Below are 25,940 nucleotides of genomic sequence, written 5' to 3' on the forward strand. Positions count from 1 at the left end.
TGATTGCGGTCACACGTTTGCCTGCAGGCTGCGCCCTTTCGCCAGATAGGCGTTGAACTCATCGTCCGGCACCATGCTGCCACCCGTCCCCCAGACGAGGTGTGTAGCCTGCTGCAGCTGGGTTGGGGTGAAGCCCTGGCGAGCCAGGTACTCGCCTGCTTGCAGCACCCGCAGCATACCGGGTACGCCGGCCAGGGCAGAGGGTTCCAGTTTGACCTTGTCCTGCTCATGGGCGATGACCATCAAGCGGTACAGTTCTTCGTCGGTCACGGTGTAGTAACCATCGATCAGCCGCTGCATGGCTTTGCCGACAAACCCTGATGGGCGCCCGACCGCCAGGCCGTCGGCGGCGGTGATGTTGTCGATGCCGAAGTCCTGCACGCTGGTTTCATCGTGCAGGCCGGTATAGACACCCAGCAGCATGCAGGGGGAATGGGTAGGCTCGGCAAAGATGCAATGCACCGCATCGCCGAATACCAGTTTCAGCCCGAACGCAACACCGCCTGGGCCGCCCCCTACGCCGCACGGCAGGTACACGAACAATGGATGATCTGCGTTTACCTGGATGCCCGCCTGGTCGAATTGCCGCGCCAACCGTTCGGCGGCCACGGCATAGCCGAGAAACAGCTGCGGGGAGTTTTCGTCGTCGACAAAGTAACAGCTGGGGTCGGATGCCGCCTGCTGGCGGCCTTGCTCGACCGCCACGCTGTAGTCGGAGGCGTGTTCGACCACCGTGACGCCGTTGGCCCGCAGCTTGTCCTTCTTCCATTGCCTGGCGTCAGACGACATGTGCACGCTCACCTGGAAGCCCAGCTTGGCGCTCATGATGCCAATCGACAGCCCCAGGTTGCCGGTCGAGCCCACGGCGATCTTGTACTGGCTGAAGAATGCGCGGGCCTGGTCGCTCGCCAGTTTGGTGTAGTCATCCGTTGGCGTGATCAAGCCGGCAGCCAGGGCCAGGTCCTCGGCGTGCTTGAGCACCTCATGGATGCCGCCCCGGGCTTTGATCGAGCCGGAGATAGGCAAGTCGCTGTCCGCCTTGAGCCACAGGCTGCCTGCGTTCTGCAGCGATCCCTCCTCGACAAGCAGCTGGCGCAGCTGTGGCAGCGGGGTGATGTGCGACTCGATGACCCCGCCGGCCGCTGTCGTCTCGGGGAACACGGTGGCCAGGTAAGGCGCGAACCGCTGCAGCCGCGCGCTGGCCGCTTGCACGTCGGCCGCCGTCAGGCCCACGTCGTGCAGGGCTTCTGCAGCCTTGGCGATGCCAGGGTTGAACCAGCTGGTTGGCTTCAGGGCCATCAGCTCGGCGATGATCGGGTGGCTTTGTTGCCAGGCTTCCAGGGTTTTTCCGTGAATCATGATTTCACCTGTAGTGCGGTATGTGCAGAGTAGATCAGACAATCTTCGAAAGGAGCAGGGTCAGGCACAAGGCGACTACCGAGGCCAGCACTGTAGCGGCAGTGAACTTCTTCAGTGCATCACTCAGGGAAAGGCCCAGGTACTCCTTCACCACCCAGAACGCCGAGTCGGTGATGTGGGTCCAGCCGATGGCGCCGGCGCCGATGGCGATCACCAGGATTTCCCGGTTGTATTCCGGGTGCTGGCCAAGGATTGGCATTACCATGCCGGCCGCGCTGATCATCGCGACGGTGGCCGAGCCGACGGCAAAGTGCATGATCCCGGCGATCAACCAGGCGAGGATGATCGGGTTGAGCTGCGTCTGGTTCAGCACATCGGCCAGTGCCTTGCCGATGCCGCTGCCCACGAGCATGTCATTGAAGGCACCGCCTGCACCGATGATCAGCAGAATGCCGGCCAGGGGAGGGAAACAGCGCTGGGTCAGGCTCAGCAGGTCTGCCATATCCAGGCCGCGGCGCAAGCCCAGTGCCCAGTAGGCGAACACCACCGACAGCGTCAGGGCAATCAGTGGGCTGCCCAGGAAGGCCACCCACTCGTACAGCGCAGAGCCCTTGTCCAGGACCGTGACGGCCAACGTTTTGCCGACCATCAACACCAGTGGCAGCAGTACAGTGGTGAGTGTGATGCCGAACGCGGGCATTGCCTGCTCTTCTGCTTGAGCCACCGTGCGCGCAGACAGGAAGGCCTGCTGGGATTCGCCGGCTTCACGGTTACAGGTGAAGCGAACCCACACCGGGCCCGCGATGATAGCGGTCGGCAGGCCAACGATCAGGCCGTACAGGATGACAGTACCGATATCCGCATTGAGCATGCCGGTGATGGCTGTGGCGGCCGGGTGTGGCGGGAGAATGCAGTGCACCACCATCAGCGAGGTGGCCAGCGGCACGCCGAGGTACAGCATGCTGATACGGGTTTGCCGTGCAACCACGTAGATCAACGGAATCAGCAGGACGAAGCCGACTTCGAAGAATACCGGGATGCCGGCGATGAAGCCGACGAGCATCATTGCCCACGAGGCATTGCGTTCCCCCAGCCTGTTCAACAGTGTGGTGGCGATGCGCCTGGCGCCTCCGGATTCCTCCAGCAGTTTGCCGAGGATACTGCCCAGGCCGATGATGCCGGCAAGAAAGCCCAGCGTGCTGCCCATGCCTTTCTCGAATGCCGCCACGATTGCCGTTGGCGCCATGCCGGTGCCGACACCGACCACCAGGCTTGCGGCCATCAAGGCCAGAAACGGGTGTACTTTGAGTTTGCTGATCATGACGACGATCAGGAGTATCGCGGTGCCCAGGACGAGTAATGAGAACGTTGGAGTCATCGTGTGGTTTTCTCTATCGCTGATCGCTTCCGTGCGAGCTTCTTGTTGGTTTGCACCCATTAGATTTCAGCGATTTGATCGACTCAAACGATCACTCCTCACGCCACAGTTGAACCCATGTCATGCATGGCATGGGGCGGCATTGCGGGAGTCTGTTCGGCGCAGTGGTTTTGCACCGGTGTAGCAGTGCACGACATGACAGTATCGTGACAGGGGGGAAGGCGCAGGATAACCCACGGAGTCTGGAACATTACACATTGGCTTTACTGAGGTGTTGCCTGTACCGGCCCCTTCGCGGGCTCGCCCGTTCCCACTGGACATCACAGCCTTCAAGGCTTGCACAGTACCTGTGGGAGCGGGCAAGCCCGCGAAGGGCCGGTACAGGCAAAGGATCTGAACCGTTTGCTTGTTCAGCCATAAGGCGGCGCTGGCAGTTCGGCCAGCAGGGTTTTCAAGCCGTCGCTCCACTGCCTGCGAATCTGTTGGTAATAGGCATCGTCGCTGGTAATGCGCTTGCGCGTCATGCTTTCCAGGCTGTCATTGCGGTACACCAGCAAGTCCAGCGGCATGCCCACCGACAGGTTGCTGCGGATGGTGGAGTCGAACGAAATCAGGCCGCAGCGCAGCGCTTCATCGAGCGGTGTGCGGTAATCCAGGTTGCGGTCGAGTATTGGCCTGCCGTACTTGCTTTCACCCAGTTGCAGAAACGGGGTGTCCGGTGTGGCCTGGAAGAAATTGCCTTGTGCATACACGTTGTAGATGGCCATGGGGCCGCCGGCTATCTGGCCGCCGACGATGAATGAACTGCTAAGGTCGATATCGGCCGTGAGCTTGCTGCGGTCTCTTTTGACCACCTCGCGCAGGGTGTCGGCGACCAGCACCGTTGCATCGTAGAGCGTGGCAACGTTCAGCAGGTGGGGGCCGTTGCCCTGGGTGCGTTGCTGCAGCAGGTTTACCACCGACTGCGAGGTCGCCAGATTGCCGGCGGTCTGCAGCACGATCAGCCGCTCGCCCGGGACGCTGAAGACGAACAACTTGGTGAACGTGGAAATCTGGTCGATGCCGGCGTTGGTGCGTGAGTCGCTGATGAAGACAAGCCCGTCCTCCAGGTGCATGGCGACACAGTAAGTCATGCGGTTTCCCTTGTGTTGCGTGTGGAAGGGTCTTGCCGCACTCGCGCGGCAAGACCGGTCTGAAGCCAGCCTGTCACTGGCGATGCACGTGGACGCTGGCCTGCATCGATTCGGCGCCGCCGCCGCGGCGTACGCCCCTGACCGGACAGGCATCGAGGTAGTCCAGGCCCACCGCCAGCTTCAGGTGACGCTCTGGCCGGGTCAGGCGATTGGTAATGTCGAAGCTGTACCAGGCATCGTCGACCCAGGCTTCGGCCCAGGCGTGGCTGGCCAGGTGTTGTTCGTCCTCGGTGCACAGGTAGCCGGAAACATAGCGTGCCGGCACCCCCAGGCTGCGTGCGCAGGCCAGGAAGGCGTGCGTGTGGTCCTGACACACGCCTGCGCCACCGCTGAAGGCTTCGATGGCCGTGGTGCCCACCGACGTGGCCCCTGGGCTGTAGGGCATGTGCTCGGCCAGGCCCTGCATCAGCCCGATCAGTGCTGCCCGGTCGCGGTGACTGCCACATTGCCGGGCGGCGAAAGCAATCAGGGTGTTGTCGGCCAGCGTCAGGTGGCTACCGCGCAGGAACGGCAGGGGCGACTGGCTCTCGGTTTCGTGTTCGCAATCCGGGTCGATCTCGACCTGGCCGTGTGCGGTAAGCGCCAGGTGGCCATGGGGTTTGTCCAGCGTCAGCACATGCAGGATGTTGCCGTAAGGGTCGATCTGGCCCTTGACCTTGCAGGGCAGGTCCAGTTGCCATTGATTGATACGCTGGCGTTCGCTGCTGCGCGGCGTCAGGCGCAGGAACTGGATACTGTTGCACACGTCGCTGGCGTAGCTATAGGTCGTGTCGTGGCGAATGGACAGTTTCATACAACCTCCAGGTAGGAGTGATGGACGGCCTGGCCCAGTTGGTTGATGCGGCCGATGAAGTCGCTCAGCCACGGGTGCAACCCTGCATCAAGGATTTCGTCGATTGCGGTGTAGCGCAGGCGCGCGTTCAGTTCGGCGGCCATACGCTGGGCGGCCCGCCCGGTACTGCCCGGCAGGCCCGCCAGGATCAGGTCGAGTTCCTCGATGCAGGCATGCAGCGAGCGCGGCACGTCCACCCGCAACAGCAACAGCTCGGACACCGGCCGGGCGCTGGGCGCGGCGCGATAGAGCTCGTTGAAGGCCTCGTACGAGGTCAGCGCGCGCAGCAGGGCGCTCCATTGATAATAACCGCGGGCGGAGTCGTCGCTGACCTCTTCGGAGGCCTCGCCGAACATTTCATAGCGCGAATCGAGCAGGCGCAGGGTGTTGTCCGCCCGCTCCAGGAAGGTCCCCAGGCGAATGAAGCTGTAGGCATCGTTGCGCATGATGGTGCCGGAGGTCGCACCGCGGAACAGGTGCGATCGTTCCTTGACCCAGTCGCAGAACTGGCTGATGCCATAGCGACCCAGGCCATTGCTGGCGATGTTGCGCATTTCGATCCAGGTGGCGTTGATGTTCTCCCACATGTCGGCAGTGATACGGCCGCGCACTGCATGGGCATTGGTCCTGGCGGCCTGCAGGCAGCAGTAGATGCTGCTGGGGTTGGTGGCGTCGAGGGCGAAGAAGTGCAGCATGCGCTCGGTGTCGAGTTCCTTGTGGCGACGCAGGTAGTCATCCAGCATGCCCGAGGCCATCAGCGACATTGCCAGTTCGGCATGGCCGTCGCTGCGCCCGGCCTGGGGCATCAGCGATAGCGAGTAGCTGACCTCGAGCATGCGTGCGAGGTTTTCTGCACGCTCCAGGTAGCGGGACATCCAGTACAGGTCGGAAGCGGTTCGCGAAAGCATGGCTCAGTCCTCCACCACCCAGGTGTCCTTGGTACCGCCGCCTTGCGACGAGTTGACCACCAGCGAGCCTTCCTTGAGCGCCACGCGCGTCAGGCCACCGGGCACCAGGCGGGTTTCACTGCCCGACAACACGAACGGGCGCAGGTCGATGTGACGCGGTGCGATGCCGCTGTCGACGAAGGTCGGGCAGGTTGACAGGCACAGCGTCGGTTGAGCGATATAGGCGTGCGGGCGGGCTTTGATGCGCGCGCGGAAGTCCTCGATCTGGGCTTTGGTCGAGGCGGGCCCGACCAACATGCCATAGCCGCCGGAACCTTGGGTTTCCTTGACCACCAGTTCGGGCAGGTGGGCCAGTACATGGGACAGGTCCGCCGGCTTGCGGCACTGCCAGGTCGGCACGTTGTTCAGGATCGGTTCTTCGCTCAGGTAAAAGCGGATCATGTCGTCGACGAAGGGGTAGATGGATTTGTCATCGGCCACGCCAGTGCCGACGGCGTTGGCCAGTACCACATTGCCGGCGCGGTAAACCGAAATCAGCCCCGGCACGCCCAGCATGGAGTCAGGATTGAAGGACAGCGGGTCGAGGTAGTCGTCGTCCAGGCGACGATAGATCACGTCCACCTGGTGGGGGCCGGCCGTGGTGCGCATGTACACATGCTCATCACGTACGAACAGGTCGGCGCCTTCGACCAGCTCGATGCCCATTTCCCGGGCCAGGAAAGCATGCTCGAAATAGGCGCTGTTGAAACGGCCGGGCGTGAGCAGCACCGCGGTGGGGTTGTCCAGTGGACTGGCGCTCTTGAGCGTGTCCAGCAGCAGGTTGGGGTAGTGATCGATGGGCGCGATGCGCTGGGCGGCAAACAGTTCGGGGAACAGGCGCATCATCATCTTGCGGTCTTCGAGCATGTAGCTGACGCCGCTGGGGGTGCGCAGGTTGTCCTCCAGCACGAAGTAGCTGCCATCGCCGTCACGTACCAGGTCGACACCGGCAATATGCGCATACAGCCCACGGTGAAGGTCCAGGCCCTGCATGGCGATCTGGTAGCCCTCGTTGGCCAGCACTTGCTCTGGCGGGATGATGCCGGCCTTGAGGATGCGCTGGTCGTGGTAGATGTCTTGCAGGAACAGGTTCAGCGCCTGTACCCGTTGAATGCAGCCACGCTCGACCGTGCGCCATTCGCTGGCGCGGATGCTGCGCGGGATGATATCGAAGGGGATCAGGCGCTCGGTATCCTGTTTGTCGCCGTACAAGGTGAAGGTGATGCCTGCGCGGTGAAACAGCAGGTCGGCCTCGCGCCGGCGCTGTTCCAGCAACTCCAGCGGGGTGTTGGCCAGCCAGCGGGCGAACTCCTGGTAATGCGGGCGGCAAGTGCCGTTCGCTTCGTACATTTCATTGAAAAAAGCCCGGGACATACCCACTCCTTGCCGCCGTTGCCGGCAGCTTCATTGCGGTTCATCTGCGTCTTTCAGGGTGCTGCCTTGCTGGGGTAAGTGGGAGCTGTGTCTCGCGTTAACCTCGGTCTCGGTAGATTGCCTGTGCGTTGAGCACAATGAGTCTGTGCAATAAAAGTGCCGAATACGCCTGGCGGTTCTGGGGGCGGGAAATGTGAGGGGCACACCCGATGTGAGCTGCCTGGCCGCAAGGGCCGGCGCATCAAAAAAGGGCGCTTTTGATCCGGGCGCGGGTTTTGAACCGAAATGGGGCGCAGGCCGGTGCCTGGCGGGAGAAAAAGGGAATATTCAAGGTGCATGATTTGGGGCGGAGGGGGCAAGCATCGAGCGCCGCGTGGGCGGCACTCGATTGCGCAAACGCTGAATATCGTGAGACGGGCGCCTTCAGGGCGTCAGGGGCAGGCGTAGACCACCAGCTCCACCAGCATTTCTTCCCGGGCGAGGCCAGCTACCACTACGGCCGCGCGGTTGGGGTAGGGTGCCTGGAAATACTCGGCGTACACGGCATTTACAGTTGCCAGATAACGGCGGTCGGTCACGTAGATCAGCACCTGGGTCACGGCATCCAGCGAGCTGCCAGCGGCTTCCAGGGTGTGGCGCAGGTTGTCCAGTGTCTGGCGGGCCTGGGCCTCGATGCCGCCGGCAACCACCTGGCCCTGCGTATCGATTGGGATCTGCGCAGTGTACAACGTACCGTTGCCAACGACCGCCCATTCCAGTGGCGCCCTGGAGGCGAACAGCTCGGTCTTTATCGCATGCTTCATGGGTTGTTTCCTCAGTGGCAAGGGTGTTCAGTCGGCGTCGCTGCCGCCGCCTGCACCGTGGCGGCGTGAGGCATCGGTGCTCTCGACAAGGATGTGTTCGGCCAACTGCCTGAGCCTTTGCCAGGTATGTTCGTTGACTGTAAAACCTTGCTGCAGTGTGCGCTGCGGGTCGGTTATTGCCTGGGCGGTCTGGCCTGCTCGGGTGAACAGCACCGTTACGTCTTGCGCGGCCGCTTCAATGGCCTGGGGCCGGGTTTCACTGCTCAGTTCCGGGCGCGGCATGCCGGCGGTAAAATCGGCCAGGTGGTATTGGCGGGCGTCCTCCCAGCGGGCTTGCACGTGCAGCCCCTGCACCGCTGCCCGGCTCAGGTAGCCCAGCAACAGCAAACGGTTGTGGCAGTGGCGTATGCGCAGTTCGGCCTGACCACAGCGCATGGCCTTGGCTGCCGCCAGTTCCACCACCGTCGCGGCGCAGCGCAACACGCTCTGGCCCTTGGCGTCGATCACCAGCAGGGCGTTATCCTCATGGCACAAGGCGTATGGCCGTGCAGCTTCGGCTTTTAGATAACGCAACGCCTTTTCCAGTGCACCGACGCCATCGAGCCCCTGCAGTTGCAACCAGCCCACGAGTTCGGCGGCATCCTCGCAGTCGCCCGGGGCGAAGCCCATGCCTTCGAATGCCTTGCGGCACATCACCTGTATTTCGTTAAGCGATACGCGCATGGTCAAAACTCCCTTTGCGGCATGACTGCGAAATTCCAGTCGTCTGCGAACGGCTGACCGATGTCGCTGACCAGCGGCGCGCCCTGGAACAGCGTGATACGCACCCAGCGGCTTGACTTGGGGTCGAATTTCCCCGCGCCGAAAAATGCCAGTTTGCAGCGCAGCAGGTGAATCGGCAGCATGTCCCGGGCCAGCAGATTGGCACGGATTTCACCGAAGTTTGTTTTTGCCATGCCTTGCAGGCGGCGTACCGTACCCTTGAACATCGGTTGGGCGATCAGGAAGTGAGCGGTCAACGCCTGAGGCTGCAGTTGCAGGTGTTCCAGCAGCGCGCTATGGCACTGCTGGATATTGCGGGCAATACCCAGCTGCATTTCTTTTTCGGCCCCTGGCTCCTCTGCGCGAATGCCCAGGCGCGGCTCTTCTTTTTCAGCTGAGCGGTACCAGAAGAAGTGCTCCGCATCGGCAGCACTGAAGTCGTAGCGCAACGCCCAGCCATACTGCTGCTCGATGAGCTGGCGCAGGTGCCCAAGGGGCATCTGGGCGTCCAGCTGCCAGCTTTCGTTGACCCCCATGTGCTCGGCCAGGGGCGTGACCTGCTCGGGGTACAGCTCCAGCAGCAGGCTGACCAGAAGCTCCTGGCAGCCCACCCCCGTATGTAATTGCGCCCAGGCTAGCAGGCGCGGCCAAAGGCCCGCGCCGTCGGCTTGCGTGCCAAGCCAGGTGGCCAGTAAAGCAAGCTCGGCCAAGGTTTGCAGGTTCTGCTCATGCTGGCGCTGGTCTTCGGTCCGGGACTGGCTCAGGTGCAACTGGGCGCGCGCCAGCAATTGCTGCAGGCGCGCCAGCGGGGCGGGCTCCGCCGACTGCGCCAGCACCAGGGCCAGGGCCGTTTCCCGCGTACTGATCCAGTGCTCCACCAGTTGAGGGTGGTTGATCAGAAAAGGGGCCATTCCCAGTCCGGTCGCGTTGCCGACCCCCAGGTAGCGCTGTAGCGCCGGGGCCAGTTGCACTGCCCGTTGCGGTGCGAGTGCCCGGGCCATGTGGTTGATCTGCTCGATGCTGAAGTGACGCAGCAGGTAGACGGTGAACATCTGTGCGCTGAACGGCTGGTTGAAGTCCGGGTTATCTTGCAGGCAACCAAAATCGGCGATGCCGAACTTGCCGTTACCGTAAACCGCTGTGGTGCGATACAGGTAGCCGACTTCAGCCAGTTGCTGTGGATCGGGCTGGCGTCCTTCTGCCAGCGCCGCCAGAAACCGGTCGAAATTGCGCAAGCTACGGTTGGCCCGCGACAACACCAGCACGCGTGCATCGAAGCGGCCGGCTTCCTGCAGCGGCACGTTGCGTTGCAGGTCGGCCAGCTGTGCCGAGTCGACATCGCCGGCCACCAGCACGAAGCTGACGTCCCACTGGTCGGCGATGACCCGATCGCTGCGCTTTTCCGGCGGCAGGTAGGCCGAGAAGATCACGCAGTGGTAATGGCCGTTTGGCGTTTCGATGCGGTAGATCGCAGTGCCGAAGCCTTGGCCATCAAGGTCGAAACAGCTGCGCCGGATTTGCCAGCGCTGCTGCATCATCCGCCGCATGCTGCTGCGCACGAAGCTTAGCGGGCTCTGGAAGTGGCTACCCAGCCGGGCCAGGTCCATGACTTGGCTGGCAGGGCGCAACGCGGGTATTGCAGGCACGCTGTTGGGCATTGTTGTTGTACCTGGATGGATCATGTTCAGACGCCTTGTTCACGGGCCATGTGTCGAGCGATGCGCACGGCATCCCACAGCGCTGGCAGGATCACCAGCGACACCGGCACCGCGGTGATGACAATGAAGGATTGCAGGGCCGTCACACCGCCTGCGCCAATGGTGATCAGCACCACCGCCGCCAGGCCCATGCCGATTGCCCAGAAACCGCGCAACCACTTCTTCGGTTTATCGTCGCTGGACATCGCCAGCGCCACGGTGAAGGCCATGGCGTCGCCATTGGTGGCCACCGAGATGAAACTCAGGAACAGGAACAGCGCGCTGACAAGGCCACCCAGTGGCAGGTTCTGCGTCACTCCCAGCAACAGGTCTTCAGGCTTGGCGCCATGGGCGGTGACGCTGCCTGGCGTTTGCAGCTCCAGGCCGATCCCGGTACCGCCTACCACGGTGAACCAGAACATGGTCACCAGCGGTGCGATGATCGACAGCGTCATGATGATCTCGCGGATGGTGCGGCCCCGCGAGATCCGCGCGACGTACAGTGCCACCATGGGCGCGTAGCCGATGAACCAGCCCCAGTAGAACACCGTCCACCAGTCCAGCCATTTGGGGTCGGCGCGGAACATCGTCAGGGGGATGAAGTGCTCCACGTGCAGGGCAAAGGCCGCCGGGAAACCGCCGAGGATGAACAGCGTCGGTCCGAATACCACCATGAACAGTGCCAGGCCGATCATCAACCAGACGTTGATCTCGCTGACAAAGCGGATGCCTTTGAGGCCCACCAGGCACGAGACAGTGTACATCGCGGTGACCAGGACAATGGTCAGCGACTGGGTGACGATAGTGTTGGGCAACCCCCACACCGCGTGCATGGCGCTGCTGATCTGCAGGCCAAGGAAACCGATCGGACCGATGGTGCCGGCCACTACCGCGATGATCGAGGCAGCGTCGGCCAAGGTGCCGATCGGGCCCTTGAGCGCTCGCTGGCCGAACAGGGGGTAAAGCAGGGTGCGCGGCGCCAGCGGAAGGCCTTTATCGTAATGCAGGTGCATCAGCACGATCGCCAGCAGGCTACCCAGCACGGCCCAGGCCAGGAAGCCCCAGTGCACGAACGATTGCGCCAGTGCCGCGGTGGCCGCCGCTTCGCTGTGCGGTTGCAGGCCGGCGAAGAAGGGCGGCGGGCTGGCAAAGTGCATCAAGGGTTCGGCAGCGGCCCAGAAGGCGCCACCACCTGCCAGCAAGGCGCACATGATCACTGCGATCCAGTTGAAGGTGCTGACGTCTGGGCGCTGGGTGACCCCGCCCAGGCGTACACGCCCGCATCTGGAAAACCCGATGAACAGGCTGACCGCGAAGGTTGCCAGCATCAGCACTTGCCAATAGAGGCCAAAGGCCTTTGTCGACCAGGCGAACAGGGTATTGACCAGCGCCGACACGGTGTCGATGTCGATCAGCGCCGCCAGCAGGAAGGCGCCGAGGAATCCGCCGCTGATCAGGAACAACGGCCAGTCGATATCGCGTGCCATAGGCACGCCCATGGCTTGGCCGTCGGCCTGCAAGGTGGTTGGGTTTTTCATGAAACCTCCGGAACCTGCGATTGTTTTTATTGTTGGTGCTGTCCGTGCAAGGGGGTCAGGCCTGTGCCGTGGTGGCGGTCTCCAGTAGGCGCAACCAGTTCAGCCCCATGATGTTGCCCACGTCTTGCTCGGCAAAGCCGCGGGCGCGCAGGCCCTGGGCAATGTTGCGGAAGTCGCGGCTGTCGCGGAACCACTGCAAGGGCGCCGGCCAGTTGGCGTTGTCCCTGGAGCCTTCGCCGTAGTCCTTGTCCTTGCTCCAGCGGCCGTTGCGCATCCATTCCAGCACAGACAAGGGTTGCGCCTGGCACAGGTCGGTGCCGATGCCGATGTGCTCCACACCCATCAGGTCGGCGGTGCGCGCGACCATGTCGCAGAAACTTTCCAGGCTACAGTCCGAGGCACCCTTGAGGTGGAACGGGTAGGTGCTGAAACCCAGCAGCCCGCCGGACTCTGCGATCCCGCGTAGCACCGCATCGGACTTGTTGCGCTTGGCGGCGTGGAAGCTGGCAGGGTTGGCGTGGGAGATGATCACCGGTCGGCTGGACAGTTCGATGGCCTCAAGCGTGCTTCGCTCGGCGCTGTGAGACATGTCGATGAGCATGCCGACGCGGTTCATTTCGGCGATCACCTGGCGGCCGAAGCGGCTGATGCCGTTGTCCTCGCGCTCATAGCAGCCGCTGGCCAGCAGGCTTTGGTTGTTGTAGGTCAGTTGCATGACGAACACCCCGAGCTGGCGGAAAACCTCCACCAGGGCAATGTCGTCCTCGATCGGCGAGCAGTTCTGGAAGCCGAAGAAGATGCCTACCCGGCCCTCCTCGTGGGCCAGGCGGATGTCGCTGGCCGTGCGTACCGGGCGGATCAGCTCGGGCCATGTTTCGAAGCGGCGGTTCCACTCGCCCAGGCGCGACAGGGTTTCGCGGGCGTTTTCGTGGTAGGCGATGGTGGCGTGCACCGCGCTCAGGCCACCGGCCTGCATCTGCTGGAATATTTCCTGGCTCCAGTTGGAGTACTGCAGGCCGTCGATCATCAAGAGGTCGTGCATGGCATGTATTCCTTCAGGGCCGCAGGTAGGTGGTCTTGACCACGGTGTAGAAGTCGCGAGCGTATTGCCCCTGTTCCCGCGGGCCGAAACTCGAGGCTTTACGGCCCCCGAATGGCACGTGGTAGTCGGTGCCGGCGGTGGGCAGGTTGACCATCACGCAGCCGGTCTGGGCGCGGCGCTTGAAGTGGCTGGCGTGGCGCAGCGACTGTGTGATGATCCCGGCTGTGAGGCCGTACTCGGTATCGTTGAGCGTGGTCAGCGCCTCTTCAAAATCGCGCACGCGGATAACGCAGGCGATGGGGCCGAACACTTCCTCGCGGTTGATGCGCATGTCGTTGCGGCTGTTGATGAACAAGGCAGGGCGCATGTAGTAGCCATCGCAGGCCAGTTGCAGGCGTTCGCCACCTTCGATCAGGGTGGCGCCTTCGGCCTGGGCCAGTTGCAGGTAGGCCAGGTTCTGTTCCAGCTGGCGCGCGTCAGCTACCGGGCCGATCTGTACGCTAGCCTCCAGTGCATGGCCAACCTTGAGCTGGCGCATACGCAGGCGCAGCGCCTCGACGAAGCGGTCGTGGATGCCGTCGCAGACGATCAGCCGTGACGACGCGGTGCATTTCTGCCCGGTGCCGAAGAAGGCCCCGTTGAGCGCGCATTCCACGGCCAGTTCGAGGTCGGCGTCGTCCATGACCACCAGGGCATTCTTGCTACCCATTTCCAGCTGGCAGCGCACCAGGTTACCGGCGGTGGCCACCGCTACGCGTCGGCCCGTCTGCAGAGAACCGGTGAACGTCAGGGCATCGATCTCGGCGGACTGGATCAGGGCCTCGCCGACGTCGGCACCGCTGCCCATCACCAGGTTGAAGGTGCCGCTGGGCAGGCCCTGACGGCTGATGATCTCGGTGAGCGCCCAGGCACTGGCCGGCACCAGGTTGGCCGGCTTGAACACCACGGCGTTGCCGAAGGCCAGGGCCGGGGCGATTTTCCAGGCGGCGGTGGCCATGGGGAAGTTCCAGGGGGTAATGATGCCCACCACACCCACCGGTTCGCGATGCACTTCGATGTCGACCCCAGGGCGCACCGAGGCGGCAGTCTCGCCCATCTGGCGCAGCACTTCGGCGGCGTAGTAATGGAAGAACTGGCCACTGCGGTTGACCTCGCCGATGCCTTCGGCCAAGGGTTTGCCTTCTTCTCGCGACAGCAGTTCGCCGAGCTCTTCCTTGCGGGCGATCAGCTCGTCGCCGATGGCCATCAGCACTTGCTGGCGGTTTTCCAGACCACTGGCGGCCCACAGGGGTTGAGCGGCGCGCGCGGCCTGGATGGCCTGGCGGGCCTGTTCGGCGCTGGCCTGATGGTACTGGCCGATCAGGTCGCCAGTGTCCGAGGGGCTGTAGTTGCCCAAAGTGGCGTGGCCTTCACACCACTGGCCATCGATGTAGTTGTTGTAGGTCTTGTGTGACATGGATGAACGCCTCCGTTTGCATGGCATTCATGATGCGAGCAATATGCAGCAAATAAAAATTAATAAAAAAAATGCTTTGATAAGGAATGCTAACCATGTTGCCCGAGCTGAAAATCGCCCAGTTGCGTTACTTCGTACTGGTCGCCGAACTCAAGAGTTTCCACGCGGCCGCCCGCCAGGCCTTTCGCACCCAGCCTGCGATATCCCTGGCCCTGCGTGAACTGGAGCAGAAGCTGGGGCAGGCATTGGTCGAAAAGGGCGGTGGCCGGGTAGAGCTGACGCCATTTGGCGAGCATTGCCTCCCGTTGTTTCGTGGCTTGATCGAGCACCATGACCGTATTGCGCGTGAAGCCATGCTGTTTGCCCGGCATGAAATCGGCCAGGTCAGCATCGCCACCGTGCCTTCTGTGGCCAGCCGAATGCTGCCAGGGCCGCTGGCCCGCTTCGTGGCCGCGCACCCCAATGTGCAGGTCAGCATTCAGGACGGCACGGCCGAACGTGTGCAGCAGTTGCTCGCTCAAGGGCAGGTGGATTTCGGCATCAGCAGCCTGTGGGTGGACGATGATCAGCTCGACTTCGCCCCCATCGTGAATGATCAGGTTGGCGTGGTGTGCCGCAGCGACCACCCGCTGGCGCAGGCGGGGGGGCGGCTGCATTGGGCGCAGTTGTTGGGCGTGCCGATGATCCGCAACGGTACCTCGCAATTGCTGGCGGGTACCGAGGCCGAGGGTTTGCTGGCCGATAGCCGGCTGTTCATTTCCAACATGATTTCGTTGATCGCCATGCTGGAGGAGGGGGTAGGGATCAGTACCTTGCCGTACCTCGCTTTTCCGCAGGAGAACGACAAACTGGCGTTCGTACCCCTTGAGGAGCCCAGGGTAGAACGGCATATCGGCATGCTCACCCGCAAAGGGCGCAGCCTGTCACCTGTGGCGGGGGCACTGATGGCGTTTCTGCAAGTGCAGTTGGCGAAGGCTGGCTGATTCGTTGGCGGTAGGGGCATGGCGCGCCATGGCCGGCACTGAGGTTCGCCAACGCACGCCCGGCTTTCAGAGAACCGGGCCTGACGCCACGCTGACACCTGCCAGCGTGGTGAACGAGATGTCCTTGGCCGTGAGCAAGAAATCACGCACGTACGGCACCTCCAGCATGTCACTGCGCAGCGCAGCATAGAGGTTTGCCTGTAGGCCGTGCTCGCCAAGGCGCTTGGCGGTTACATAGCCGCGCGAACTGTATTCGTGCACGGCCCAGTTGGGCAGGCAGCACACGCCTCGCCCGGACGCAACCAGTTGCATCATCATCACGGTCAGTTCTGAAGTACGTACCTGTGCGGGCTCGATGTCGGCGAGGTCGAGGAAGCGGGTGAAGATGTCCAGACGGGTGCGTTCGATCGGGTAGGTGATCAGTGTCTGGCTGGCGATATCGGCGGGCTCCAGATACGGCTTGTGGCGCATGGCGTGGTGGTTGTCGATGGCCAGCAGCGCCTCGTAGCTGAACAACGGCACGTAGCTGATACCTGGCAGTGTCACCGGGTCGGAGGTCACCACCAGGTCCAGGTCGCCGCGCTCCAGGGCTGGCAGTGGTGCGAAGGAAAAACCGGAGGCGAGGTCCAGTTCCACCTCAGGCCAGGCGCCGCGGAACTCATCCACTGAAGGCATCAACCACTGGTAGCAGCTGTGGCACTCGATGGCGATGTGCAGCCGTCCGGCGCAGCCCCCGGCCAGTTTGCCCAGGTCCCGTTCGGTATTGCGGATCTGAGGCAGCACCTGATCGGCCAGTTGCAGCAGCTTCAGCCCGGCGCTGGTGAAGCGCACCGGCCTGGATTTGCGCACGAACAGTGGCATGCCGATGCGCTCTTCCATATCGCGGAACTGGTGCGACAGGGCTGATTGTGTCAGGTGCAGGCGCTCGGCGGCCTCCTGCAGGCTGTCGGTTTCACGCAGCGCGTGGAGGGTTCGCAGGTGGCGTAAATCGATCATGAGTAAAATGGCGGATCAACGCAGTAATGGCGGGCTTTCTTCACTGCCGCGTGATCCTGGCAATTCCTTTGCTGGGTTTTCCGTGAGTGGAGTGAGGCTCAAGCCGCGTCATGCGCGGCGAGGTTGCAATACTGCCCCTTGAAATACAGCAGCGGCTGCGTGGCAGCAGTTGCCTGCAGGTTCAACGCTTTGACTTCGCCAATCACGATCAGGTGGTCCCCGGCGGCATGTTCGGCGTGAATTTCGCAATCAAGCCAATGCAGGCTGCCGGCAATGATCGGGTTGCCCAACGGCGATGCTTGCCATTCGACGCCCTGCCACTTGTTGGCGCCGCGCCGGGCAAACTGGTTGGAAATGCTGACCTGTTCACCTGACAGGATGTTGACCGTGAAGCGGCCAGCCTGGCGAATCTTCGGGTAGCTGGCCGAACTGGACATCACACTGAATGACACCAGCGGCGGGCTCATCGACACGCTATAGAACGACTGGCAGGTGAAACCGATCGGCTCGCTCTCAAGATGCGATGTAATCACCGTGATGCCGGATGCGTAGTGCCCGAGTGCCTGGCGAAAAGTCGACGGCTCGATCGCCGTACCGGAAAGCAACATGGTAGGTCCTGTGGCTGCATTCATTTCAGCGTGCGTTAGCGAGTTCCTGGCGGACAATTGCCGCGCCTGCACTCAACGCCTTGAGCTTGCCGCTGGCTACCTGGCGAGGCAGGGGTGCCATGCCGCAGTTGGTGCAAGGGTAGAGCTTGTCGGCATCGACGAATTGCAGTGCCTTGCGCAGGGTGGCGGCGACCTCTTCGGGTGTTTCAATGGCATGGGTGGCCACATCGATGGCGCCGACCATGACCTTCTTGCCGCGAATCAGCTCGAGCAGGTCCATCGGAACATGCGAGTTATGGCATTCCAGCGAAATGATATCGATGCTGGACTGCTGCAGTTTGGGGAAGGCCTGTTCATATTGCCGCCATTCTGAACCGAGGGTCTTTTTCCAGTCGGTGTTGGCTTTGATGCCATAGCCATAGCAAATATGGACGGCCGTTTCGCACTTTAGGCCCTCGATGGCCCTTTCGAGGGTAGCCACGCCCCAGTCATTCACATCGTCAAAGAAAACATTGAATGCCGGTTCGTCGAACTGAATGATGTCCACGCCCGCGGCTTCCAGCTCTCTGGCTTCCTGGTTGAGAATCTTGGCGAACTCCCAGGCCAGTTTCTCGCGGCTTTTGTAGTGGTTGTCATACAGTGTGTCGATCATGGTCATGGGGCCGGGCAGCGCCCACTTTATCGGCTGTGTGGTGTGCTGGCGGAGGAACTTGGCATCTTCGACAAACACCGGCTTTTGTCGAGCGACAGCACCCATAACCGTCGGTACGCTTGCATCATAGCGATCACGGATTCTGACGGTTTTCCGTTGTTCGAAATCAACGCCGCTGAGGTGCTCGATAAACGTGGTGACAAAGTGCTGCCGGGTTTGCTCGCCGTCACTGACGATGTCGATACCGGCGTGTTGTTGTTCTTGCAAGGCCAGGCGCAAGGCATCCTGTTTGCCTTCAATCAGTTGCTCGTCTTGCAACTTCCACGGTGACCAAAGTGTTTCGGGTTGAGCAAGCCAGGCGGGTTTAGGCAGGCTGCCGGCCGTGGAGGTGGGTAGCAATGTGTTCATGAACAGTGACCTTGTGCTTTGAATGTTCAACGTGCGTATTGAGCGGACCATTGCGCCAGCGTGGCCTGGTAGGGTTTGACAAATTGCTCCTCGGCAAACTTGCCCTGCTCGATCGCCAGGCGGCTGCGCTCTTCCCGGTCGTAGACAATGCGCGTGAGCGAGTAGTCCTGGTTCTTCAGGCTGGGCTGGTAGGCCTTGCCTGCAGGAGAGTTGGCGTTGTAGATCTCGGGTCGGTAGATTTTCTGAAAGGTGTCCATGGTGCTGATGGTGCTGATCAGTTCAAGGTCGGTGTAGTCAGCCAGCAAGTCGCCGGCAAAATAAAACGCCAACGGGGCGACGCTGTTCGGCGGCATGAAATAGCGCACCTTCAAGCCCATTTTCTTGAAGTATTCATCCGTCAGCGAGTACTCATCCTGCTGGTATTCAACCCCTAGCACAGGGTGCTGATTTTCGGTGCGTAGGTAAGTCCTGCTGCTCGATACGCTCAGGCAGATAACCGGTGGTTTGCTGAAGTGCTCCTGGTAGGTTGGCGAGTTGACGAAACACTTGAACAGGTTGCCGTGCAGCTCGCCGAAATGATCGGGAATGCTGAAGGTCGACCGATGCTTGTTATGCTCCAGTAACAGTACGCTGAAGTCGTAATCGCGCACGTACGAGGAGAAGTTGTTGCCTACCATGCCTTCGAGGCGAGTATTGTTTTTGCGGTCGACAATATAAGTTTTCAATATTTCGATCAGCGGCAGGGCATTGCCGTACTGCGCGCTTTCAAGGTTCATTTCCACCGATATGATGTCCAGCTCTACACGGTAACGATCATGTTCGGGGTTGTCCCATTGCGCCAGCGCATTGAAACGGTTATTGATCATCGTCAGGGTATTGCGCAGGTTCTGCTGGCGGTTTGCACCCCGTGCCAAATTGGCGAAGTTGGTCGTGATGCGGGTATTTTCGGCAGGGAGATAATGTTCGTCGAACGCAATGCGCTTGACGGTGAATGTTGGCGCTTTATCCATGGTTATGACTTCCAGGTGCCTGAGTGTGAGCGATCCAGTGCTGGTCAGTTGCGTAGGCTGAATCGTTCACACCGTAATCTTGATGTGTTTGATTGAGGCGTATCCTAGGCGGGGCGCTGCATGAATGATATTGAAGTTATTTCACAGGTTTTTTAGCCCTGCTCATGATGCGTTGCCTGGTCGACTGCGGCATCATGGCTGCCTGGCCTTCACCTCACCCAGGAGACAGCGATGATCAAAACCGGCGATCAACTGCCCGACGTTACCCTTTATCAATACAACAACGACGCAGGTGCCTGCGCGATCGGCCCCAAGGCCTTTTCCATTCGCGAGCGTTGCAAGCACAAGAAGGTGCTGATCTTCGCGTTGCCGGGCGCGTTCACGCCGACGTGCTCTGAACGTCATGTTCCCGGTTATGTCGCGGCGGCCCCTGCGTTGTTTGCGGCTGGCATTGACGAAATCCTGTGCGTCTCGGTGAACGATGCCTTTGTCATGAACGCCTGGGGCAACAGCTTGCAGGTCGGGGATGCGGTCAAGATGATCGGCGATGGCAATGGCGAATTCAGCGAGGCGCTGGGCCTGACCCAGGACCTTTCGGCAGGCGGTTTGGGGCGGCGCTCGCAACGGTATGCGATGTTGGTCGACGACCAGGTAGTCCAGTACATTGCGGTTGAAAGCCCCGGCAAGTTCGAGGTCAGCGATGCGGCCAGCATGCTGGCTGTGTTGCGCTAGCCATACCTTTCAGGCCTTGCCGACAACGGCTGTCAGGGCTGCCAGAACACCTTTCGAACCGGCCGCTAACAACAAGGTACAGACGGTTGAAACTTCACCAACTCAGGGCGCTGGTCGCCATTCATAACGCAGGCAGCATCCTCGAAGCCTCCAAGCTCATGCACATTACTCAGCCCGCGCTGAGCCGTTCGATCAAGGAGCTGGAGCGGGAGGTGGGGTTTACCCTGTTGCAGCGGTCGCACAAAGGCATGGCCCTTACCGAGGAAGGCAAGCGTGTCATCCGCCATGCCAACCTCGTGGTAGAGAGCATACGCCGCCTGCAGATCGAAGCGGCGAGCATTCAGGATGCGGCGCTGGGCGCCGTGTCGATCGGGGTGACGTCGTTGACGGCGATGCTCGATGGCGTCGATGAAAGTATCCTGGCCTTTCGGCGCAAGTACCCGCGGGTGAAGATTACCATCACCGACCTGCGTCCCAGCCAGATCCTGCAGCGCTTGCGCGATGGCAGCCTGGACTTTGCCATTACTTCGCAGCAACCGCTGAGTCGGCTGAGCCTGGATTGGGAGGCACTGGGCAGTATCAAAGGCAGGGTGATTTGCCACGCCTCGAATCGGCAGAAGTTCAGCCAGTCACTGCGCACCTTGCAATACGCCCCCTGGATCAGCCTGGACGAGTTGTCCGACCAGGCTTCGCAGTTTCACCAACTGTTCGAAGCCAACGGCCTTCGGGTGCCACAGAACACCGTTGAATGCACTTCAGTGATGATGGCGCTGAAGCTGTTGAAGAACACGGAATCGTTGATGACCATCAGCGAACTGGCGGTGGACCAAGGGTTTACCTACGGTATCGATTGCGAGTTCGTAGCCATGGCGGTGCAGGAGTTGATTCCGGATTACCCCATCAACCTGGTCTGCATTGACCGCCACAGCCTCACGGCGCCTGCCCAGGAGCTGTTCCACAGCTTGCGCGGGCAGGTGCTCAAGCAGACCCGCCCCGTGGGGTCAGAAGTGGTAGTACATGCCTAGCGAGACGTTGCTTGGGTTATCGCCCGCCTGGTCCACCGGGGTCCCGGCGTAGGTGACCGACGAGGCGCGCTGGTTGGCGATCATGCCGAGGCGTCCATAAAGGGCCCAGCGGGGGTTGATGAAGTGGTCATAGCCGATCATCACACCCCACGCGTCCTTGTCGCGGGCGCTGACCTGGCGTTGCATCACCGCCAGGCGCAGCACGTCCAGCTCGGCCACCGGCGCCATCATGCCGAAGGTGTAGAGCGTGGTGCTGGGCGTGCCGGCCTGGGCCACGTCCTGACGTTGCCAGGTGAGGCTGGTGGCCAGCGGGCCGAAATCGTAGAACGCCGACAGGCTCTTGAAATCGTTGGCGGTCTGGCGTGAAACGCCGCCGTCGTCCCATGGGTCGCTGTAGTACCGGTTGTAGGAGGCCAGCAACATCACCCGGCTGTTGCGGTATTGCAGCCGGGCGCCACCGCCACGCACGGTGCGCCCAGCGCTGGCGGCATCGTCGAAGCCGAAGCTCAGCGCGGTACCGAGGCTGAAGCCACTGAAGGTCGGGCTGGTGTAGGCCAGGGTGTGCTTGGGGCGCAGGTCAAGGTAAAAGGCGCCCTTGCCGGCGGCAGGCAGGGCCAGGTAGGTGTAGGGCGAGCCATAGGTGGCCAGGAACGGGTCGGCGTAGGTGGGCGTGGCCATGCCGTAGGTCTTGCCGAACTCGAGCTTGCCCAGGGTGCGCGAGCGCAGGGCGACTGTCGCCAGGCGCAGGGTACCGACGGTATCCCAGGTGCCCTCCAGGGCCTCGCCATTGAGGTTGAAACCCTCCTCGACGTCAAGCTCCACGACGGTATCGGGGGTAAGCGCCTTGCGTGCGTACAGCCCGAGCTTGTTGGTCCAGGCGCCGCCACCAGCCAGCCTGAAACCCGAGTGGTGCTGTGAGTCGTGGTAGCTGGCGAATGCATCCACGGTGCCGTACACCTTGAGCGTGTCATCGAAGCCGTAATCCAGCCCGTAATAACCAAAACCCGGCGCAATCCGCGCGAGCGTCGGAAAACCCTCTGCCTGTGCCTGCAAAGCAAGGCAAGCCCCTTGGATCATCAACAGCAACGACGTAATGCGAGTGTTCATTCACGACTCCAGGCCAGCACGGTGATGTGGTGGCTTTAGCGTCGGTGAACAGAACGTTGCAGCGTGATTGCTTATTCGGTCAGCTCATGCCGTTTGGTTAATCAGGGGCTGGCACGGCGTGTGGATTGGCGGGCACCTCCGCTTTAGACAGGCTTCGTACCCGCGTCAACGCTGCGCTACGGATGCTGATCTGTGGGCGTTATTGGGGCCGCGCGCGGAGCGAGGGCGGACTGTGCGCCAGCTCAGGGCAATTTGGCCAACGATCGCGCCGGCTAATTAATCATTGGTTATCCCTATGCCGAAACTGCAAGTGTATTGAGTGCCCGATTGGCTGATATTCGCTGCACGCCGCGATTTGCCAACGGAGACAACAATGATCAGACCGCTACCCACATCGGCGAGCCTGCAAAAAGGTGCGCATTCAGCCGCGCAGGTATCGTCCTCCCGTAAAACCTTGGTCGCCTGCTCGTTGGGCAATGCGCTGGAAATGTACGACTTCACGATCTACAGCTTCTTCGCTGTACTGATCGGCAAGCACTTCTTCCCCTCTGACTCGGCCATGGCGTCGTTGTTGATGTCGCTGGCCACCTTTGGCGTCGGTTTCCTGATGCGCCCGGTCGGGGCGATGGTCATCGGCCGCTATGCTGACCGGCATGGACGCAAGGCCGCTTTGAGCCTGACCATCGGGCTGATGACCCTGGGCACCGCAATGATTGCCTTTGCGCCCACGTATTCACAGATCGGGATTTTCGCCACCTTGCTACTGGTGACAGGCCGGCTCATCCAGGGCATGTCGGCAGGCGGGGAGGTCGGTACCGCGTCGGTGTTCCTGATGGAATCCAGTGCGGTTGGCAGCCGCTGCCAGAGCGTCAGCTGGCAGGCTGCCAGCCAAGGCTATGCCGCCTTGGTGGGGGCCGGCTTTGGCCTGGCCCTCAGCCAGTTGCTCGATCCCACGGCGTTGGAAAGCTGGGGATGGCGCATACCGTTCATCTTCGGCCTGCTGATCGGGCCGGTCGGTTGGTATATACGCACGCGGTTGCCGGAAACCCATGAGGCCGCACCGGCGCAGAAGACAGAGCAGGGGCTGGATGCCGAACTGCTCAAACGCATCGCCCAAGGCATCGGCCTGATGGCCAGCTCGACCATTGGCATGTACCTGTTCGTGTTCTACATGCCGACCTACCTGACCACCGCCTTGCATTACCCACCCGGCAGCGCGATGGCGATTGCCTGCATCAGTAGCGGCTGCATGGCAGTCATCTGCCCGTTGGCCGGCAAATTCGCCGACAAGTATCAGCTCAGAAAACGCCTGCTGGTGTGGACGGTCGCCGCACCGGTGGTGTTGACCCTGCCGGTGTTCCATCTGCTTGGGCAAGTGCAGCACATGGGCCTGGCCATGATGGGCGTGGCGATCCTGATCTTGCCGACCTGTATCGGTGCCGGTGCGTTCTTCGCGCTGATCATGGAGGGCTTCCCGAAGGCCAGGCGCTCGTTCGGCACCTCGGTCAGCTACAGCCTGGGTGTGACCCTGTTCGGTGGTTTCTCGCCATTGGTGGCCACCTGGCTGATTGCAGCGCTGGGCACGCCGTTGGCGCCAGCCTACTTCCTGCTGGCCGGCGGCATCGTCAGCCTGGCCTGCCTCAGGTACTTCCCCGAAAACAAAGGATGCGAGTGATATGGGTATTTTGCAGAGCAATCAAACACGGGGCTCAGCTGCCGAGCTGGATGAGTTCGTCATGCTGCGCCGGCAGATCCACGCTGCGCCGGAAATTGGCGGCGACACCCCCGATACAGCGGCCCTGGTAGCCGACAAGCTGCAAGCTTTGGGCTATGAAGTGCATCGCAATGTAGGTGGGCATGGTGTGGTCGGCGTGCTGAAAGTGGGGGACAGCCCGCGCAGCATCGGGTTGCGTGCAGACATGGACGCACTGCCGATGGGCGAAAAGAATGCGTTTGCGCATGCCAGCAAGATTCCCGGCCGGATGCATGCCTGTGGCCATGACGGGCATACTGCGATCCTGCTGGCAGCCGCTGCGCAACTGGCGGCTACACGCCAGTTCAACGGGACGTTGAACGTGATATTCCAGCCCGACGAGGAAGGCCTGGCGGGGGCCAAGGCGATGATTGACGACGGCCTGTTCGAGCGCTTTGCGTGCGACTCGGTGTATGCGCTGCATAACATGCCCGGCCTGCCGGTGGGCACGTGCGTGGTGCAGGCGGGGCCCACCATGGCGTCTTCCGAACGTGTCAGCATTCGGATTACCGGCAAAGGCGGGCATGGTGCGATGCCGGAACTGTCGGTAGACCCGGTGATGGCGTTGAACAGCCTGATCAGTGGCATCCAGACCATCAAGTCGCGCAACCTGAGCGTCGAGGACTACGCCGTGATCAGCATCGGCATGATCCAGGCCGGCACCGTCTACAATATCATCCCCGACGAGGCCTGCATGTTGCTGAGCGTGCGCACTGACACGGCCCAGACCCAGCAGAAGATCAACAGCCGCATTGACGCCCTGGCCAAGGGGCATGCCGAAAGCTATGGCGTGGAGATCGAGGTGCAATTCACCCAACTGGCGCCCGCCTTGTGCAACAGCGATCACGAAAGTGCATTGCTGCGTGACAGCCTGAGGCCGTTGTTCACCGACGGCGCGCTGCTGGACAAGATGCCGAAGAAGGTCATGGGCACCGAAGACTTTGCCTACATGTTGCAGGCGCGGCCTGGCTGTTACTTCATGCTGGGCAATGGCACGGGCGAGTTCCATGGGTGCTCGGTGCATAACCCCCACTACGATTTCAATGATGCGTTGGTGAAGATTGGCGCTGATTGTTGGGTGAAGTGGGTTCAGGACTACCTGCGTTGACCCCTTTGTCGGGGCTTGCCGGGGCTTCCACCGCTCCGGCAAGTGCCGCCTTTGCCGCGGAGAATGCCCGGCGGTGCATGGCACCGGCTTCGCCGGTGTTCGCGGGCAAGCCCGCGCCTGCAAGCTGGACTGCCTTTTGACCCTGCATCATCTGCGCAGGCCGAGGCAGGGTCAGGTTTGCCTCCTGTCGAGCCAGGCACTGCGTGTCATCTCCCATACCTCTACCTGCATCTGCCCAGCGACAAAATGCCCGTCTCGCGTTGCCACCCTGCGCATGCCCTCATACTCCGAAACCCTGCGTGAAGCATGGTTGGCAACCGCTTTGGGAACCTGCATGACCGGACGCGACAATGTCTCGAACCAGTATGCGTTGATGACCTGACATGCTTCGCGCATATAGCCTTGCCCCCACCACTGCGGTGCAAGCCAGAAGCCTCGGTTGTTTCCAGGCTGTTCATACAGGCTGATGCTGCCAATGGCGTTCTCGGTTGCATCGCGCAGCCGGATCATCCAGTGCCATTCGCGGCCCGCCACCATGGCCGGCAGGGCGATATCGCGCACATAGATCAATGCGCCGTCTTCCGGGTAAGGCCACGGCACACGACGGTCCAGATAACGGACGATCTCCCACTGGGGGAACAGTTTCTGAATGGTTGCTGCATCTCCCAACTGAAGGGGTGTGAGAACAAGACGGTCTGTGAACAGCGTTGGAAGGCAATCCATGGCACTCGCTCCTGAGCTTGCGGATAATGCGTCTGAGACTTGTGAAACCTGGTATCCATGCGTCTGCGCCGAAATAGTCTACGCTCTTAGCCGAAGCGCGTCGTGACAGGCTTCATCCCGTTATCGTCGCTCTGGCGATTCACACCGACGGACCAGGCTCGGTCCAAAGAGGGTGCTGCAATGGCGACTATCGACACCGAGAACCTTGCAAAGGGGCTGCAGCAGGTTGAAGCCTGCTGGCAGGCGTATACCTCGTCACAGCGGCTTGTCGAAGGCCTCAAGGGCAGCGACCTGAGCAGTGCCATTGAAACCGCCAACCGCGATTTCACCAGGTTTCAGAACCAGTGCCAGCTGTTTTATGCCGAAGTGCGCAAGAGGGCAGCGGATGCGGACAAGCTGGAGAGCGACATGGCACGGTATCCCCATTACTTTCAGTGACGTCCTGATTGAACGT

Annotated in this window: 24 protein-coding genes; 6 read left to right on the top strand and 18 right to left on the bottom strand. The window is 61.6% G+C overall.

Going from position 1 to position 25,940, the window contains the following annotated elements; translation table 11 throughout:
• Positions 1-9 precede the first annotated feature (9 nt).
• From ACF8FG_RS05790 to ACF8FG_RS05845, 12 genes are all read right to left on the bottom strand, one after another.
• Positions 10-1,359 carry a D-serine ammonia-lyase gene (locus ACF8FG_RS05790; RefSeq protein ID WP_019436697.1) on the bottom strand — a complete coding sequence of 450 codons (1,350 nt, stop codon included), beginning with the start codon at positions 1,357-1,359 and terminating at the stop codon, positions 10-12.
• A 34-nt stretch (positions 1,360-1,393) separates the two neighbouring features.
• The gene (locus tag ACF8FG_RS05795; RefSeq protein ID WP_041167018.1) at positions 1,394-2,737 is read right to left on the bottom strand and encodes a gluconate:H+ symporter; all 1,344 of its coding nucleotides are present in this window, start codon (positions 2,735-2,737) and stop codon (positions 1,394-1,396) included.
• A gap of 410 nt (positions 2,738-3,147) precedes the next feature.
• On the bottom strand, positions 3,148-3,870 hold the full coding sequence (locus ACF8FG_RS05800) for a proteasome-type protease (protein ID WP_014591375.1): 723 nt from the start codon (positions 3,868-3,870) through the stop codon (positions 3,148-3,150).
• A 73-nt stretch (positions 3,871-3,943) separates the two neighbouring features.
• Positions 3,944-4,723, bottom strand: coding sequence for a transglutaminase family protein (locus ACF8FG_RS05805; protein WP_014591374.1), 780 nt, complete (start codon positions 4,721-4,723; stop codon positions 3,944-3,946).
• Positions 4,720-5,670, bottom strand: a complete 951-nt coding sequence (locus tag ACF8FG_RS05810; protein ID WP_003254074.1) for an alpha-E domain-containing protein — start codon at positions 5,668-5,670, stop codon at positions 4,720-4,722. Before ACF8FG_RS05810 ends, ACF8FG_RS05805 begins: the two co-directional genes overlap by 4 nt.
• Positions 5,671-5,673: 3 nt before the next feature.
• Positions 5,674-7,083 carry a circularly permuted type 2 ATP-grasp protein gene (locus ACF8FG_RS05815; RefSeq protein WP_004576482.1) on the bottom strand — a complete coding sequence of 470 codons (1,410 nt, stop codon included), beginning with the start codon at positions 7,081-7,083 and terminating at the stop codon, positions 5,674-5,676.
• Between the two features lie 431 nt (positions 7,084-7,514).
• Complete coding sequence (locus tag ACF8FG_RS05820) at positions 7,515-7,886, bottom strand: RidA family protein (protein ID WP_014591373.1); 372 nt, start codon at positions 7,884-7,886, stop codon at positions 7,515-7,517.
• Positions 7,887-7,913: 27 nt separating this feature from the next.
• Positions 7,914-8,609, bottom strand: coding sequence for a DUF3726 domain-containing protein (locus tag ACF8FG_RS05825; protein ID WP_014591372.1), 696 nt, complete (start codon positions 8,607-8,609; stop codon positions 7,914-7,916).
• Between the two features lie 2 nt (positions 8,610-8,611).
• Positions 8,612-10,306: a hypothetical protein gene (locus ACF8FG_RS05830; protein ID WP_119713874.1), complete on the bottom strand. Its 1,695-nt coding sequence runs from the start codon at positions 10,304-10,306 to the stop codon at positions 8,612-8,614.
• A gap of 26 nt (positions 10,307-10,332) precedes the next feature.
• The gene (locus ACF8FG_RS05835; RefSeq protein WP_070383836.1) at positions 10,333-11,883 is read right to left on the bottom strand and encodes a BCCT family transporter; all 1,551 of its coding nucleotides are present in this window, start codon (positions 11,881-11,883) and stop codon (positions 10,333-10,335) included.
• Positions 11,884-11,938: 55 nt separating this feature from the next.
• Positions 11,939-12,925: a dipeptidase gene (locus ACF8FG_RS05840; RefSeq protein ID WP_019436691.1), complete on the bottom strand. Its 987-nt coding sequence runs from the start codon at positions 12,923-12,925 to the stop codon at positions 11,939-11,941.
• Positions 12,926-12,938: 13 nt separating this feature from the next.
• Positions 12,939-14,381: an aldehyde dehydrogenase family protein gene (locus ACF8FG_RS05845; RefSeq protein ID WP_119713872.1), complete on the bottom strand. Its 1,443-nt coding sequence runs from the start codon at positions 14,379-14,381 to the stop codon at positions 12,939-12,941.
• Positions 14,382-14,476: 95 nt separating this feature from the next.
• Between ACF8FG_RS05845 and ACF8FG_RS05850 the strand changes: the two genes are divergently transcribed.
• On the top strand, positions 14,477-15,364 hold the full coding sequence (locus ACF8FG_RS05850; protein ID WP_014591367.1) for a LysR family transcriptional regulator: 888 nt from the start codon (positions 14,477-14,479) through the stop codon (positions 15,362-15,364).
• Positions 15,365-15,430: 66 nt separating this feature from the next.
• Here the strand turns inward: ACF8FG_RS05850 and ACF8FG_RS05855 are convergent, their stop codons facing one another.
• From ACF8FG_RS05855 to ACF8FG_RS05870, 4 genes are all read right to left on the bottom strand, one after another.
• On the bottom strand, positions 15,431-16,360 hold the full coding sequence (locus tag ACF8FG_RS05855; RefSeq protein ID WP_014591366.1) for a LysR family transcriptional regulator: 930 nt from the start codon (positions 16,358-16,360) through the stop codon (positions 15,431-15,433).
• A gap of 98 nt (positions 16,361-16,458) precedes the next feature.
• Entirely contained in the window at positions 16,459-16,968 is a 510-nt protein-coding gene (locus tag ACF8FG_RS05860; protein WP_014591365.1) for a flavin reductase family protein, read from the bottom strand.
• Positions 16,969-16,993: 25 nt separating this feature from the next.
• Complete coding sequence (locus tag ACF8FG_RS05865; RefSeq protein ID WP_041167017.1) at positions 16,994-18,028, bottom strand: methionine synthase; 1,035 nt, start codon at positions 18,026-18,028, stop codon at positions 16,994-16,996.
• 26 nt (positions 18,029-18,054) lie between these two features.
• Positions 18,055-19,038, bottom strand: a complete 984-nt coding sequence (locus ACF8FG_RS05870) for a DUF1852 domain-containing protein (protein WP_014591363.1) — start codon at positions 19,036-19,038, stop codon at positions 18,055-18,057.
• 231 nt (positions 19,039-19,269) lie between these two features.
• On the opposite strand from ACF8FG_RS05870, the gene ACF8FG_RS05875 reads away from it, so the two are divergent.
• Both ACF8FG_RS05875 and ACF8FG_RS05880 read left to right on the top strand, forming a co-directional pair.
• A complete protein-coding gene (locus ACF8FG_RS05875; RefSeq protein ID WP_318078575.1) occupies positions 19,270-19,770 on the top strand; it encodes a peroxiredoxin in 501 nt (166 codons plus the stop codon).
• Positions 19,771-19,856: 86 nt separating this feature from the next.
• Positions 19,857-20,795, top strand: a complete 939-nt coding sequence (locus tag ACF8FG_RS05880) for a LysR family transcriptional regulator (RefSeq protein ID WP_010953617.1) — start codon at positions 19,857-19,859, stop codon at positions 20,793-20,795.
• Here the strand turns inward: ACF8FG_RS05880 and ACF8FG_RS05885 are convergent.
• Positions 20,772-21,902 carry a porin gene (locus ACF8FG_RS05885; RefSeq protein ID WP_318078579.1) on the bottom strand — a complete coding sequence of 377 codons (1,131 nt, stop codon included), beginning with the start codon at positions 21,900-21,902 and terminating at the stop codon, positions 20,772-20,774. The two genes, ACF8FG_RS05880 and ACF8FG_RS05885, sit on opposite strands and share 24 nt — an antisense overlap.
• 373 nt (positions 21,903-22,275) lie before the next feature.
• Between ACF8FG_RS05885 and ACF8FG_RS05890 the strand changes: the two genes are divergently transcribed.
• Positions 22,276-23,577, top strand: a complete 1,302-nt coding sequence (locus ACF8FG_RS05890; RefSeq protein ID WP_318078581.1) for an MFS transporter — start codon at positions 22,276-22,278, stop codon at positions 23,575-23,577.
• Between the two features lies 1 nt (position 23,578).
• Positions 23,579-24,763, top strand: coding sequence for a M20 aminoacylase family protein (locus ACF8FG_RS05895; RefSeq protein ID WP_318078583.1), 1,185 nt, complete (start codon positions 23,579-23,581; stop codon positions 24,761-24,763).
• Positions 24,764-24,934: 171 nt separating this feature from the next.
• Here ACF8FG_RS05895 and ACF8FG_RS05900 read toward each other — a convergent pair whose 3' ends face one another.
• Entirely contained in the window at positions 24,935-25,486 is a 552-nt protein-coding gene (locus ACF8FG_RS05900; protein WP_019436682.1) for a GNAT family N-acetyltransferase, read from the bottom strand.
• 180 nt (positions 25,487-25,666) lie between these two features.
• Between ACF8FG_RS05900 and ACF8FG_RS05905 the strand changes: the two genes are divergently transcribed.
• On the top strand, positions 25,667-25,924 hold the full coding sequence (locus ACF8FG_RS05905) for a hypothetical protein (protein WP_019436681.1): 258 nt from the start codon (positions 25,667-25,669) through the stop codon (positions 25,922-25,924).
• The last annotated feature ends 16 nt before the right edge of the window (positions 25,925-25,940 follow it).

Source organism: Pseudomonas sp. YQ_6 (assembly GCF_043103245.1).
GTDB lineage: Bacteria > Pseudomonadota > Gammaproteobacteria > Pseudomonadales > Pseudomonadaceae > Aquipseudomonas > Aquipseudomonas alloputida.

Excerpts from the sequence above, each read along its gene's own strand:
- ACF8FG_RS05790 (WP_019436697.1), bottom strand. The coding sequence starts at position 1,359 with ATGATTCACGGAAAAACCCTGGAAGCCTGGCAACAAAGCCACCCGATC.
- ACF8FG_RS05795 (WP_041167018.1), bottom strand. The coding sequence starts at position 2,737 with ATGACTCCAACGTTCTCATTACTCGTCCTGGGCACCGCGATACTCCTG.
- ACF8FG_RS05800 (WP_014591375.1), bottom strand. The coding sequence starts at position 3,870 with ATGACTTACTGTGTCGCCATGCACCTGGAGGACGGGCTTGTCTTCATC.
- ACF8FG_RS05805 (WP_014591374.1), bottom strand. The coding sequence starts at position 4,723 with ATGAAACTGTCCATTCGCCACGACACGACCTATAGCTACGCCAGCGAC.
- ACF8FG_RS05810 (WP_003254074.1), bottom strand. The coding sequence starts at position 5,670 with ATGCTTTCGCGAACCGCTTCCGACCTGTACTGGATGTCCCGCTACCTG.
- ACF8FG_RS05815 (WP_004576482.1), bottom strand. The coding sequence starts at position 7,083 with ATGTCCCGGGCTTTTTTCAATGAAATGTACGAAGCGAACGGCACTTGC.
- ACF8FG_RS05820 (WP_014591373.1), bottom strand. The coding sequence starts at position 7,886 with ATGAAGCATGCGATAAAGACCGAGCTGTTCGCCTCCAGGGCGCCACTG.
- ACF8FG_RS05825 (WP_014591372.1), bottom strand. The coding sequence starts at position 8,609 with ATGCGCGTATCGCTTAACGAAATACAGGTGATGTGCCGCAAGGCATTC.
- ACF8FG_RS05830 (WP_119713874.1), bottom strand. The coding sequence starts at position 10,306 with ATGCCCAACAGCGTGCCTGCAATACCCGCGTTGCGCCCTGCCAGCCAA.
- ACF8FG_RS05835 (WP_070383836.1), bottom strand. The coding sequence starts at position 11,883 with ATGAAAAACCCAACCACCTTGCAGGCCGACGGCCAAGCCATGGGCGTG.
- ACF8FG_RS05840 (WP_019436691.1), bottom strand. The coding sequence starts at position 12,925 with ATGCACGACCTCTTGATGATCGACGGCCTGCAGTACTCCAACTGGAGC.
- ACF8FG_RS05845 (WP_119713872.1), bottom strand. The coding sequence starts at position 14,381 with ATGTCACACAAGACCTACAACAACTACATCGATGGCCAGTGGTGTGAA.
- ACF8FG_RS05850 (WP_014591367.1), top strand. The coding sequence starts at position 14,477 with ATGTTGCCCGAGCTGAAAATCGCCCAGTTGCGTTACTTCGTACTGGTC.
- ACF8FG_RS05855 (WP_014591366.1), bottom strand. The coding sequence starts at position 16,360 with ATGATCGATTTACGCCACCTGCGAACCCTCCACGCGCTGCGTGAAACC.
- ACF8FG_RS05860 (WP_014591365.1), bottom strand. The coding sequence starts at position 16,968 with ATGTTGCTTTCCGGTACGGCGATCGAGCCGTCGACTTTTCGCCAGGCA.
- ACF8FG_RS05865 (WP_041167017.1), bottom strand. The coding sequence starts at position 18,028 with ATGAACACATTGCTACCCACCTCCACGGCCGGCAGCCTGCCTAAACCC.
- ACF8FG_RS05870 (WP_014591363.1), bottom strand. The coding sequence starts at position 19,038 with ATGGATAAAGCGCCAACATTCACCGTCAAGCGCATTGCGTTCGACGAA.
- ACF8FG_RS05875 (WP_318078575.1), top strand. The coding sequence starts at position 19,270 with ATGATCAAAACCGGCGATCAACTGCCCGACGTTACCCTTTATCAATAC.
- ACF8FG_RS05885 (WP_318078579.1), bottom strand. The coding sequence starts at position 21,902 with ATGAACACTCGCATTACGTCGTTGCTGTTGATGATCCAAGGGGCTTGC.
- ACF8FG_RS05890 (WP_318078581.1), top strand. The coding sequence starts at position 22,276 with ATGATCAGACCGCTACCCACATCGGCGAGCCTGCAAAAAGGTGCGCAT.
- ACF8FG_RS05895 (WP_318078583.1), top strand. The coding sequence starts at position 23,579 with ATGGGTATTTTGCAGAGCAATCAAACACGGGGCTCAGCTGCCGAGCTG.
- ACF8FG_RS05900 (WP_019436682.1), bottom strand. The coding sequence starts at position 25,486 with ATGGATTGCCTTCCAACGCTGTTCACAGACCGTCTTGTTCTCACACCC.
- ACF8FG_RS05905 (WP_019436681.1), top strand. The coding sequence starts at position 25,667 with ATGGCGACTATCGACACCGAGAACCTTGCAAAGGGGCTGCAGCAGGTT.